Raw genomic sequence first — 12,397 nt, 5'->3', positions numbered from 1 at the left:
AACATTTCTAGAGGGAGGGATGTATCATCCGCATTCGCTTAGGTCTGTTTGGTGCGGACGATTCGCTGTCAATTATTCAGGCGGTGGCGCAAGAGTACAAAGAGCTTGTTTGCGTTCCCGTTGTGTATTGGGATGAAAGTGAAGTGATCGATTTGATCCGCCCGCTCGCGTCAGAAGTTGATATGTGGCTGTTTTCCGGACAAGTGCCGTATTCGATCGTCAAGCAGTCCAGTGAGGTCGATGCGCCGCTGTTTTATGTGCCACATATTGGTGCCAGCTTGTACCGCACACTGCTGCAGGCGCACTATACGGAGCAGATTCCGGTCAGCCGGCTTAGTTTTGACACGTACGAGCGCCGCGAAATCGAACGGCTGCTCGAAGAGGCGGGCATCGAGGAGCCGATTCCATACGTCAAGCATTACGAGGGAGGCATTTCGGCCCAGGAACTGTCCGACTATCATTACACCCTTTGGAAACAAGGGAAAACGGAAGCAGCGGTCACCTGTTTGCGGACAGCCCATCTCGAACTGGAGAAACTCGGAATGCCGGTGTATCGGGTATTGCCTGCCCGCTCGGCGGTGGAAGCGGTCATCCAAACCATCATTCGCACCGGACAGATGCTGCAGGTGCAAGATGCGCAAATCGCCGTGCAAATGATTGAAGTCGATGCGATGCAGGCGGCCTCCCCAGAGACATTTTCGACCGATGACATATATCGTCTGGAGATGAAGACAACGGAAAAATTGCTACGGTATGCAAAAAAAGTCCAAGGGTCGCTGAAAAGCGCCGGGCCGGGCCGCTATGTCATTTTTACGACAAGGGGCGCATTAAAAGAGATCACCGATGGCTATAAAACGGTCCCCTCGGCGGAGGAGACGGAGCTCTTGTACAGCGAGGTCATCGCGTGCGGAATCGGCATCGGCCGAACGGCGTATGAGGCCGAAATTCAGGCTGGGAAGGCGTTTTTGCATGCGAAACAAAGCGGACGGGGTGCGTGGATGGTGGTGTTTGATGACGGAACGATCTCGGGTCCGTTAGGAAAAAGTGTGCACCTCCGCTATTCGCTCGGCGGCGGAGAACTGCGGCAGCTGGCGGAGCGGACGGGATTAAGCGCCGCGACGCTCTGCAAATTGAAAGCAATATTGCAAAAACGAGGAACCAACGAGATCGAAGCGCATGAGTTGGCCTCTTACATGGGGATTGTGCCGCGCAGCGCCCGCCGGATTTTAAACCAATTGGAGACCGTGGGCCTTGCCGAAGTGGCCGGGGAAACAAACCCGTATCCGCGCGGGCGTCCGCGCAAAGTATACCGCATTTTCTTATAATTGCTCGATCAGCTTCTGCCTTTAGCGACAGGCAGAAGTTTTTTGTTGTCTTGAAGGCGTTTGTATTATTTGTATTATTTGAAAATTTCATCTGTTTCCATTATAATTAAGGACATATCCGAAAATTATCCGTAATTGGCGTGAGGGGAGGATAGCTTGATTCAAGGGGAACGTCTTTGGCAACGGCTCATGGAACTAGGGGAGGTCGGCAAGCAACCAAGCGGCGGCGTCACGCGCCTCTCGTTCACTGCTGAAGAGCGGCGGGCCAAAGATCTCGTCGCTTCCTACATGCGCGAAGCCGGGCTTTTCGTATATGAAGACGCGGCTGGCAACTTGATCGGACGGAAAGAAGGGACGAATCCGGATGCCACGGTCGTCCTTGTTGGATCTCATCTCGATTCGGTTTACAACGGCGGCTGCTTTGATGGACCGCTCGGGGTGTTGGCCGGCGTGGAAGTCGTTCAGACGATGAACGAGCACGGTGTTGTGACGCACCACCCAATTGAAGTAGTGGCGTTCACTGACGAAGAGGGAGCGCGCTTTCGTTTCGGCATGATCGGCAGCCGCGCCATGGCCGGAACACTGCCGCCGGAAGCGCTCGAGTGCCGCGACGCGGAAGGGATTTCCCTCGCTGAAGCGATGAAACAGGCGGGGCTTGACCCGGACCGCTTGCCGCAGGCAGCGCGAAAACCAGGAACGGTGAAAGCCTATGTCGAATTGCATATCGAACAAGGACGGGTGCTTGAGGAGACAGGACTTCCAGTTGGCATCGTCACTGGCATCGCCGGTCTGATTTGGGTGAAATTTACCATCGAAGGAAAGGCGGAACATGCCGGCGCCACGCCGATGTCATTGCGGCGCGACCCGATGGCGGCGGCCGCCCAGATCATCATAGTGATCGAAGAGGAAGCAAGACGAACAGGGACAACGGTCGGTACTGTAGGACAGTTGCATGTATATCCGGGCGGTATTAATGTCATTCCGGAACGGGTCGAATTTGTGCTCGATTTGCGCGACTTGAAGGCTGAGGTGCGCGATCAAGTATGGAAAGCCATAGCCGTGCGGGCAGAGACGATCGCCAAGGAGCGGAACGTCCGCGTCACGACCGAGCGGCTGCAAGAAATGCCGCCGGTGCTATGTTCCGATGAGGTGAAGCGCGCGGCGGAGGCGGCGTGCCAAAAGCTTGGCTACCCGTCGTTTTGGCTGCCGAGCGGCGCAGCCCATGACAGCGTACAGTTGGCTCCGATTTGCCCAATCGGGATGATTTTTGTCCGCTCCCAAGACGGAGTGAGTCATAGTCCGGCGGAATGGAGTACTAAAGAAGACTGCGCCGCTGGAGCAGAGGTGCTTTATCATACAGTGTGGCAACTGGCCCAAGGGGAATAACGAAAAAGACAAACGAACAGGGGGAGACCATGGATGACAAGTGAAGAAATCAAACGACTCGTCGATGAAGTGAAAACGGACGTCATCGCCTGGCGCCGTCATTTGCATGCCCATCCGGAATTGTCGTTCCAAGAAGAGAAAACAGCGCAGTTTGTCTATGAGACGCTGCAATCATTCGGTCATCTTGAACTTTCGCGGCCGACGAAAACGAGCGTCATGGCGCGGCTCATTGGCCAACAGCCAGGCCGGGTCGTCGCCATTCGCGCTGATATGGACGCATTGCCGATTCAAGAGGAAAACACGTTTGAGTTTGCCTCAAAAAACCCAGGCGTGATGCATGCGTGCGGACATGACGGCCATACGGCGATGCTTCTCGGGACGGCGAAAATTTTCTCCCAGCTGCGCGATGACATTCGCGGTGAAATCCGCTTTTTGTTCCAACACGCGGAAGAATTGTTCCCCGGCGGGGCGGAGGAGATGGTGCAAGCCGGCGTCATGGACGGGGTGGACGTCGTCATCGGCACTCACCTTTGGTCGCCGCTCGAGCGCGGAAAAATCGGCATTGTGTATGGGCCGATGATGGCCGCACCCGACCGCTTTTTCATCCGCATCATCGGCAAAGGCGGCCACGGGGCGATGCCGCACCAAACGATCGATGCGATCGCCATCGGAGCGCAAGTCGTGACGAACTTGCAGCACATTGTCTCGCGCTATGTCGACCCGCTCGAGCCGCTTGTTCTGTCCGTGACGCAATTTGTGGCGGGTACGGCGCATAATGTCCTGCCTGGGGAGGTCGAAATCCAAGGGACAGTGCGCACGTTCGATGAGACGCTGCGGCGCACGGTGCCGCAATGGATGGAGCGCATTGTCAAAGGGATCACCGAAGCGCACGGCGCCTCGTATGAGTTTCGATTTGACTACGGCTACCGCCCGGTCATCAACTACGATGAAGTGACCCGCGTCATGGAGGAAACGGCGTGCGAGCTGTTCGGCGAAGAGGCAGTGGCCCGCTTGAAACCGAACATGGGCGGCGAAGATTTCTCCGCCTTTTTGCAAAAAGCGCCCGGCAGCTTTTTCTACGTCGGCGCGGGCAATGTAGAAAAAGGCATCGTTTACCCGCACCACCACCCGCGCTTTACGATTGACGAAGACGCGCTTGAGATTGGCGTGCAAATGTTTGTCGCGGCGACGTTGAAACTGTTGGCGGGGGCGGAATAGCTGTTTTCGCTTGACATATCCAAGATTGTCAGTTCAAACGTTTGATCCTTGGGTGGCGGGATTGATTGGCGCCGCTGGGTTGCTCACTGCCATGGTGCCAGGGTCGATGATTTTAGTGACAGCATCAACGTTGTGGTGAGTTGGATTCCGTTTGGCCCAGTTACGGTGAAAGAAGGAAAGCGGGCGATATAGGAGGAAAAGTTGGCGATTGGACATCGTGCTTATCAATGGACGGGGAAAGCAAAGAAGGCATGGAATGCATCCGTGCCTTCTTACATGCTTTATGGTTGTCTAACGTGCATTGAATCGCAACTTTTCATTTAATGTAACATGAGCTTCATCCAAAGTTCGCTTGTTTGGTGAATAAATGATAAATAGCATTTCATCATGATGAATCGGACAGTCGCCGCTGGCTTGACAAAATTTTATCAAGCTGAAGGCAGCCTGCATACGAATGTCCTCTTGAAAATCCGTGTGAATCCCTTCCTCCAGTCCGAATGGATCTTGAAAGTTCGTCATGTTGTTCGACTTTGAAAACAACGGAAGAAGAAAAGAAGGCGGAGTGATCTTGAAAGTTCGTCATGTTGTTCGACCCCTTTTTCCAATTAGTAGATGGATCACGCTACGTTTACGATGATCGGTCAGCATTGGCCGCTGTTGTGTTTGACTGCGCGGAATAGTTTGCTGCAAGGTGCATTGCATGAACCTTTTTAAATGGCATATGCAATCGATAAGAAAATTAACCAAGGCACCCCAAATTGTTTTACACGATGTAACCCATGTCGTCCAACGCCTGAAACAGCGGATTCGACAACTGACGAATCCCAACTAGATCCTCTCCATGCAGGAGCACATCCAGCGAGTAAATCAATACATCATGGGATGGATCGGATATTTTCAACTCATAAACACCCAATGCTCCGTCTCTTATTGCATCGAGGGTCGAGAGGCATTTTGTTTGCCTAGTCACTGTCGAACTCGGGTGCTTGAAAATAGATGAAAAATAAAGAATAAATTAGTTAGCTTATGAAAAAATAAATGTAAAACGCTTTCTTGATGATTTTTCCGTTTATTTTCAAAAAAATAGCTAATTTTAGCTGTTTGACGGTATGGTGGACCAAGAGTATAATGAGCCTCAAATTAAATAACCATTCATTCCCTAAAGATCGCTGAATCCGAATAGGAGCGGGGGAACCAACCGTGGCTTTGTGCGCCACATGGGGTGAATCCTGTTCAGGACGCCTGTTCTGAACGGGTAGGGTGACTCTCATCACCCGAATCCGTCAGCTAACCTCGTAAGCGTGTTGAGAGAAGGGGGGTATTTCCTATGGCTTGACATAGGCAGCCAGATACCCTCTGGCTGTCTTTTTTTGTTCTTTTTTATAAAAATATGTAATTTATGTAAAAAATAATAAATTTGGTTTGTTGGGAAATCTTCGTGTATGTATAAGTCAATGTTTCCGAACTTTAAGCGGAAAGATGACAAAAGGCGGAGGGATCACTGATGTGGGATGTGATGATGGTTGTTTTGCTTGTCGTGAGCTTTATTCTCTTTTATGAATTTTCTGTTTGGTGTGATTCCGTGGTGAATGGAGGAGAAGAACAATGATCTGGATAGTAGGGATGGTGATATTGGGGGTATTTTGCTATCTCGTATACGCACTTATTTACCCGGAAAAATTTTGAACTGACGGTCAGATAAATTCAGTTATGAATTGGAATATGAGTGATCACGCGTGAGGGGGAAGAAACATGTGGCATGTCTTTTCGCAATATACACTTATTTTCTTGTTGTTGATCGTTATCGCGGTGCCATTGGGAAAATATTTATATGTGGCTTTCTTTGAAAAAGGAAAGATCGATCGTTTCTTTTCGCCCATTGAAGCGGTGATTTATCGATTATCAGGTATTCGCTCACTAGAAGAGATGACTTGGAAGTCGTATTGTACAGCATTGTTGATCGTGAATGCGGCATTGTTAGGTATATCCTATGGGCTTTTGCGTATTCAACATTATTTGCCGCTTAATGGGGCCAAAGTGGAAAATATGGAGCCGACTCTTACGTTTAACACTGTGGTTAGTTTTATGACAAATACAAACCTGCAGCATTATAGCGGAGAATCTGGATTATCCATTTTATCACAGATGTTATTTGTGACGATGATGATGTTCACGTCAGCCGCCACGGGACTGACTGTTGCTACTGCTTTAATTCGCGCGTTGTCTAAAAAAGGAAAAACGATAGGGAATTTTTATCAAGATTTTGTGCGCGCGAATGTGCGTGTATTGCTCCCGCTATCTGTCATCGTAACGATCTTGTTAGTGGCCTTTGGGGTTCCGCAAACCTTCTTGGCCCGCATGGCTGTATCAACATTAGAGGGAGGCACACAAACGTTAGCGCTGGGACCTGTCGCTTCGCTTGAGTCCATCAAACACCTCGGGACAAACGGAGGGGGATTTTTCGGAGCGAACTCGTCTCATCCGTTTGAAAATCCTCATCCGTTTACGAACGTAATCGAGATGTTATCGATGTGGTGCATTCCAGCGGCTCTGCCTTTTACGTATGGTCATGCTGTAAAAAATCGCAAACAGGGGTGGGTATTGTTTGCGACAATGTTCGTTTTGTTCGTCATGATGCTTGGGGTTGTGTACAATGCGGAACAATCTGGGAATCCCCTTGTGGGCAAATCAGGATTTGCAGCTGACCAAGGAAATATGGAAGGCAAGGAAGTACGTTTCGGCATTCCGCTGTCCAGTTTATTTACGGCGATCACGACAGCGGCCACAACCGGGTCAGTCAACAATATGCACGATAGTTTGACTCCGATTGGGGGGCTCGTTCCGCTGGCATTAATGATGTTAAATAACGTGTTTGGCGGCGATGGGGTAGGGTTTGTGAACATCATGATGTATGCGATGATTGCCGTTTTTTTATCAGGCTTGATGGTCGGGCGTACACCTGAATTTTTAGGGCGCAAGATCGAGCCAAAGGAAATGAAGCTGATCGTCATCGCGTTGTTGCTTCATCCTCTCATTATTTTGGCGCCGTCAGCCATAGCGTTAATGACGCACATGGGGACCGAGGCAATCAGCAATCCTGGCTTCCACGGCATTTCGCAAGTGGTGTATGAATATACATCTTCGGCGGCGAACAATGGGTCAGGATTTGAGGGATTGAAGGATAATACGGCATTTTGGAACATTTCGACTGGTGTTGTCATGCTTTTGGGGAGATATGTTTCCATTATTGCGATGCTTGCGGTCGCTGGGTCTTTGGTCGGAAAACAGCCAGTGCCCGAAACCATTGGAACATTCCGTACCGATACAGCCACATTCGGCGTCATTTTATTTGGGACAGTGTTCATTATCGGAGCACTTACCTTTTTCCCTGTTCTGATCCTGGGTCCGGTGGCGGAATATTTAACCATTCGCTAAGGAGGAAACGTCGAGATGAGAGGGAATGACAATCGCCAATCACTGTTTCAGCCAGAGCTTGTGCGGCAAGCGGCAATAGAGAGCGTCAAAAAGTTAAATCCTCTTGTGATGATGCGCAACCCAGTAATGTTTGTCGTCGAGATTGGAACATTGATCGTGTTGCTTATGCTTTTGTTTCCTCGCTTTTTTAGAATAGAGGATTGGAAATATGAATTAGCGGTATTCGTCATTCTTTTGCTCACGATTTTATTCGCTAATTTTGCTGAGGCTTTGGCGGAAGGACGAGGAAAGGCACAAGCGGAATCGCTCAAGAAAACGAAAGCGGATACGATCGCCAAGCGGATCAGCGCAAAAGGGGAAATAGAACTGGTTGCGTCCACACAGTTGCGAAAAGGGGATATTGTTCTCGTCGAAGCCGGTGATCTCATTCCAGGTGACGGCGAAATCATAGAAGGGTTGGCGTCCATTGATGAATCGGCCATTACTGGGGAATCCGCCCCTGTTATTAAGGAGGCAGGGGGAGATTTCAGTTCGGTGACAGGCGGCACAAAAGTCGTCAGCGATTGGATTAAAGTAAAAATCACAGCCGACCCCGGCGAGTCTTTTTTGGATAAAATGATCTCTCTTGTTGAAGGAGCAACGAGGCAAAAAACGCCGAACGAGTTGGCGCTGAACATTTTGCTTGTGACTCTCACGCTCATCTTTTTGATTGTCGTTGTCACATTAGTTCCGATTGCCCGTTATGTCGGCATCCATTTGTCGATAACAACCTTGATCATCTTGCTTGTTTGTTTGATTCCGACGACCATTGGCGGCTTATTATCGGCCATTGGAATCGCCGGGATGAACCGCTTGACACAATTCAACGTGTTGGCGATGTCCGGAAAAGCGGTGGAAGCGGCAGGGGACGTTACAACTATCGTGCTTGATAAGACGGGAACGATTACGTTTGGAAATCGAATGGCCGCCCAGTTTATTCCTGTTGGCGGGACTACAGAGGAGCAAGTACGGGAAGCAGCCGTTTTGTCTTCGATTAAGGATGAGACACCTGAGGGGCGTTCTGTTCTTGAATTGGCGAAACAGCAAGGATGGAAAGCAGATGTTGCTGAGTATGAACACGAGGAGTTTGTCCCGTTTACTGCCGAGACAAGAATGAGCGGCATGAACGTTCAAGGCATTCCGTATCGCAAGGGAGCGGTGGATGCCATTTCCCGTCATGTCAAACAGCTGGGCGGCCGCATTCCAAGCGATTTGAAAGAAAAAAGCGAACAAATCGCTAAACAGGGGGGCACGCCGTTGGCTGTCTCCGTTGGAGCAGACATCGTGGGCATCATCTATTTGAAAGATACCGTAAAACCGGGAATGCGCCAACGATTTGATGAATTGAGAAAAATGGGGATCAAAACGATCATGTGCACAGGAGACAACCCACTGACCGCTGCAACGATTGCCAACGAGGCAGGAGTGGATGAGTTTATTGCGGAAAGCAAGCCGGAAGACAAGATTCGTGTTATTCGGGAAGAACAAGCGAAAGGGAATTTGGTTGCTATGACGGGGGATGGTACGAATGACGCGCCGGCTTTGGCGCAGGCGGATGTCGGATTGGCCATGAATAGCGGTACGATGGCGGCAAAAGAAGCGGCGAATATGATTGATTTAGACTCCGATCCGACGAAAATTATTGAAGTGATATCCATCGGGAAGCAACTGCTGATGACCCGGGGGGCATTGACCACATTTAGCATTGCCAATGATATTGCCAAATATTTTGCTATTTTGCCGGCTGTGTTTGTGGCCAGCATTCCGCAGATGAAATCGATCGATATTTTGCATCTGCATTCGCCAGCGAGCGCCATTTTATCCGCGTTAATTTTCAATGCGGTGATCATCCCTCTGTTGATTCCGTTGGCGATGAGAGGGGTGCGCTATCAACCGATGTCATCGGAAAAACTTTTGCGTAGAAATATGTTGATTTATGGAGGCGGAGGAGTCATTGCTCCATTCATTGGCATAAAGGTCATTGATCTTGCCCTAGGCCTGTTTATGTAAAAGAGAGGAGGATTTGGCATGAGAAATATTCGCCTTGCTTTGCTCATGATCGTTTTGCTTGGGCTCGGGTATCCGGCAGCGATGACGGGCCTTGCCCAGTTGTTATTTCCTCATCAAGCGAAAGGAAGCATTATTTATGAGAAGGGAAGAGCCATCGGTTCGGAATTGATTGGACAATCATTTCAGGGGGACTCCTATTTTCACGGCCGCCCTTCGTCGATTCAATATGATGCAAGTGCATCAGGTTCACCAAATTATGGGCCTTCCAGCAAAGAAATGATGGAACGGATGGAGAAAGATGCAGAGCAATGGTTGAAAAAAGTTCCTGGAAAGACGAAAAAAGATATCCCTATCGATTTAATCACCAATTCAGGATCTGGACTCGACCCTCATATTAGCCCGGCTGCCGCATTGTTCCAAGTGCCGATGGTAGCAAAGGCAACGGGATTATCGGAGCAACAATTGACCCGTTTGGTCAAGCAGCACATTGAAGGAAGAGCGATGGGCGTTTTTGGTGAACCGCGGGTCAACGTTGTGCGCTTAAATATGGCTGTTCAAAAATTAGTGGAGGAGCGTTCCAAACGGAATGAATCATAAATATAGACGAATGACTCCGGAAGAGATATTGAAGAAAATCGAAAATATGAAGAAAGGCCGCCTCAAAATTTATATTGGGGCGGCCCCTGGTGTCGGGAAAACATTTCATATGTTGAGGGATGCTCACGATGTGAGAGAAAAAGGGATCGATATCGTCATCGGAATTGTTGAAACACACGGACGGGCTGAGACAGAGGCAGAAATCAAAGACTTGGAAATCATTCCTCGCAAGAAAATCCATTATAAAGGAAAAGAATTTGCGGAATTGGATGTCGACGCGGTGATTCGACGCAACCCGGATGTGGTGATTGTGGACGAATTGGCCCATACCAACGCCCCGGGCAGTAAAAACAAAAAGCGCTATCAGGATGTACAAGAAATTTTGCAGGCGGGAATTCATGTTTGGACGGCAATGAATATTCAACATCTAGAAAGTGTTCATGATATCGTTGAGCAAGTAACAGGGGTCCAAGTGAATGAACGCGTGCCAGATTTTATGCTTAGGGAAGCCGATGAAATCGAAGTGATTGATATCACGCCGGAAGCGTTGCGCGAGCGCATTAAAGAAGGGAAAGTATATGGGAAAGAAAAAATTGATCAGGCGCTCAATCATTTTTTTCGCAAGGGCAATCTCGTTGCCTTGCGGGAGTTGACGTTAAGAGAAGTGGCCGATGATATTGAGATGCGTTTGGAGAAAGAGAGAGAAGAACAGGGAATTGAAGAACCGACCGGCATTCATGAAAAAATTCTAGTGTGTGTCAACTATCGGCCAAACGCTGAAAAATTGATTCGACGTGGATGGCGGATCGCTCAACGATTAAACGCCGAGTTATACATTTTGCACATTAAGCAGAAAAGACAATCGCCAGAAAGGACGATAGCAGAATGGGAGAAAATGGCTAAGCAATTTGGCGCCACTTTTCTCGTTCGAGAGGCTGCCTCGCGCCGTGTTGCCCATCAAATCGTGGATGTATGTCGAGAATATAAAATCACCCAGATTGTGATGGGGATGTCTGCTCGGACGAGATGGGAGGAAATATGGAAAGGATCGCTCATTAATGTAATTATGCAGCAACTTAAACATGTTGATGTGCTTGTTGTATCTGACAGATAGAGAAGAGGGGCATCTTTGATCATAGTTCCAAAAGAAGACTCCCGTTCGCAATTCAAGCAATAAGCGGAAGATGAATGTCGGCTGGCGCCAGCCAAAACGTATGATAAAATCAATGTGCATTGCGTACAGGCTGTTGACGGACTTAAGCGGCTAAGCAGCGCACGAGACGAGAGGAAATTCAAAGTGCACGCTGTGCATAGCATTGTCGTCGACCTCCAATCGTGCAAAAACCCCGGGGGATCGACGACAATCTTTTTACACACTTCAAGCCTACAGCCATCGTACATGAACACGATTGACAGAATTTTTGGATTATGGTATTCTGAAAATAACTTTGGAGCAAAAAGATTGATATATCAAGTGCTTTCTGGGGTTTTTATCGTACCTATGAGGGATTGAAACACGGAACGCCGGTCAGCCGGAATGAAACCGATTTATTCGTTTTTATCGTACCTATGAGGGATTGAAACTTGGCCACGACACGTTAGACCCTAAACGTAAGATTGGTTTTTATCGTACCTATGAGGGATTGAAACGCCAAGAAACACAATTGGCAATCGCAGCTCGGGCAGCGTTTTTATCGTACCTATGAGGGATTGAAACTCAACCCCACAGTCTGTCTAAAAAGTCATCGGTCGGTTTTTATCGTACCTATGAGGGATTGAAACTATTCTCTCGCTGTCTTGGCGATTGGCTGGCTTCCGTTTTTATCGTACCTATGAGGGATTGAAACGCTACATTTGAAAGCTCTTGAGTAATTTTCAACTTGTTTGTTTTTATCGTACCTATGAGGGATTGAAACGCTGCATTTGAAAGCTCTTGAGTAATTTTCAACTTGTTTGTTTTTATCGTACCTATGAGGGATTGAAACTATCCGCTCATTGATGACCCACATTCCGGACATTTGAGTTTTTATCGTACCTGTGAGAGATTGAAACCTTCGTGTTTTGTGCGAACGATCGTCGCAATAAACGCTTTTCATCACACCGTAAGCAACTCCATGGAGCGCACATAGGTTTAAATCTGTGCGGTGGAGAGAGGTTAAGAGTTGGCGAAGATGACTGAAAGAGATGAATCAGCATTCGCGGGCTATGTCTGTGCGATACCGGCGATCCGCTTCTGCCGTTTGTTTTAGGCAGGAGTTTTTTATTGTTATACAGCCGCTTTATGTCCATCCCGAATTGTCGTTCCAGGAAGAGAAAACGGCGCAATTTGTGTACGAGACGCTGCAATCATTCGGCCATCTTGAGTTGTCGCGGCCGACGAAAACGAG

Annotated in this window: 9 protein-coding genes, 2 pseudogenes, 1 CRISPR repeat array and 1 riboswitch; of the genes and pseudogenes, 9 read left to right on the top strand and 2 right to left on the bottom strand. The window is 48.8% G+C overall.

Features of this window, described 5'->3' with window-relative positions:
- Positions 1-26: 26 nt before the first annotated feature.
- The 3 genes from DI44_RS00810 to DI44_RS00820 all read left to right on the top strand — a co-directional run bounded on the left by DI44_RS00810 (position 27) and on the right by DI44_RS00820 (position 3,929).
- Entirely contained in the window at positions 27-1,325 is a 1,299-nt protein-coding gene (locus DI44_RS00810) for a hypothetical protein (protein WP_025039106.1), read from the top strand.
- Positions 1,326-1,481: 156 nt separating this feature from the next.
- Positions 1,482-2,711, top strand: a complete 1,230-nt coding sequence (locus DI44_RS00815; protein ID WP_033026504.1) for a hydantoinase/carbamoylase family amidase — start codon at positions 1,482-1,484, stop codon at positions 2,709-2,711.
- Between the two features lie 33 nt (positions 2,712-2,744).
- The gene (locus tag DI44_RS00820; RefSeq protein ID WP_033026498.1) at positions 2,745-3,929 is read left to right on the top strand and encodes a M20 family metallopeptidase; all 1,185 of its coding nucleotides are present in this window, start codon (positions 2,745-2,747) and stop codon (positions 3,927-3,929) included.
- 323 nt (positions 3,930-4,252) lie between these two features.
- Here the strand turns inward: DI44_RS00820 and DI44_RS18450 are convergent.
- Positions 4,253-4,448 (bottom strand): annotated as a pseudogene (locus DI44_RS18450) (tryptophan 2,3-dioxygenase family protein); the annotation flags it as partial.
- 244 nt (positions 4,449-4,692) lie between these two features.
- On the bottom strand, positions 4,693-4,845 hold the full coding sequence (locus DI44_RS19535; protein ID WP_223812699.1) for a hypothetical protein: 153 nt from the start codon (positions 4,843-4,845) through the stop codon (positions 4,693-4,695).
- Here DI44_RS19535 and DI44_RS19755 point away from each other — a divergent pair.
- The 6 genes and pseudogenes from DI44_RS19755 to DI44_RS19315 form a co-directional block, all read left to right on the top strand.
- A complete protein-coding gene (locus DI44_RS19755) occupies positions 4,783-4,929 on the top strand; it encodes a hypothetical protein (RefSeq protein WP_223812674.1) in 147 nt (48 codons plus the stop codon). The genes DI44_RS19535 and DI44_RS19755 overlap by 63 nt on opposite strands.
- 157 nt (positions 4,930-5,086) lie before the next feature.
- Positions 5,087-5,245, top strand: a riboswitch (cyclic di-AMP (ydaO/yuaA leader).
- Between the two features lie 436 nt (positions 5,246-5,681).
- On the top strand, positions 5,682-7,364 hold the full coding sequence (gene kdpA, locus DI44_RS00830) for a potassium-transporting ATPase subunit KdpA (RefSeq protein ID WP_011232718.1): 1,683 nt from the start codon (positions 5,682-5,684) through the stop codon (positions 7,362-7,364).
- A gap of 15 nt (positions 7,365-7,379) precedes the next feature.
- Positions 7,380-9,413, top strand: a complete 2,034-nt coding sequence (gene kdpB, locus DI44_RS00835; protein WP_011232717.1) for a potassium-transporting ATPase subunit KdpB — start codon at positions 7,380-7,382, stop codon at positions 9,411-9,413.
- Positions 9,414-9,431: 18 nt separating this feature from the next.
- Positions 9,432-10,010 (top strand): potassium-transporting ATPase subunit KdpC, encoded by a 579-nt coding sequence (kdpC, locus tag DI44_RS00840; protein WP_011232716.1) that lies wholly within the window; start codon positions 9,432-9,434, stop codon positions 10,008-10,010.
- The gene (kdpDN, locus tag DI44_RS00845) at positions 10,000-11,124 is read left to right on the top strand and encodes a KdpD-like non-kinase potassium sensor (RefSeq protein WP_011232715.1); all 1,125 of its coding nucleotides are present in this window, start codon (positions 10,000-10,002) and stop codon (positions 11,122-11,124) included. The genes kdpC and kdpDN overlap by 11 nt, the downstream gene beginning before the upstream one ends.
- A gap of 372 nt (positions 11,125-11,496) precedes the next feature.
- Positions 11,497-12,062: a CRISPR direct-repeat array (repeat unit 30 nt; unit sequence GTTTTTATCGTACCTATGAGGGATTGAAAC).
- A gap of 132 nt (positions 12,063-12,194) precedes the next feature.
- Positions 12,195-12,397: pseudogene (locus DI44_RS19315) on the top strand (amidohydrolase); the annotation flags it as partial.

This window comes from Geobacillus sp. CAMR5420 (genome assembly GCF_000691465.1).
GTDB lineage: Bacteria > Bacillota > Bacilli > Bacillales > Anoxybacillaceae > Geobacillus > Geobacillus thermoleovorans.
Note: the sequence above shows the minus strand (reverse complement) of the source record. Positions and strands in the feature narration are given on the sequence as shown.

Coding starts and splice junctions, on each gene's coding strand:
- kdpC (WP_011232716.1), top strand. CDS start 9,432: ATGAGAAATATTCGCCTTGCTTTGCTCATGATCGTTTTGCTTGGGCTC.
- kdpA (WP_011232718.1), top strand. CDS start 5,682: ATGTGGCATGTCTTTTCGCAATATACACTTATTTTCTTGTTGTTGATC.
- DI44_RS00820 (WP_033026498.1), top strand. CDS start 2,745: ATGACAAGTGAAGAAATCAAACGACTCGTCGATGAAGTGAAAACGGAC.
- kdpB (WP_011232717.1), top strand. CDS start 7,380: ATGAGAGGGAATGACAATCGCCAATCACTGTTTCAGCCAGAGCTTGTG.
- kdpDN (WP_011232715.1), top strand. CDS start 10,000: ATGAATCATAAATATAGACGAATGACTCCGGAAGAGATATTGAAGAAA.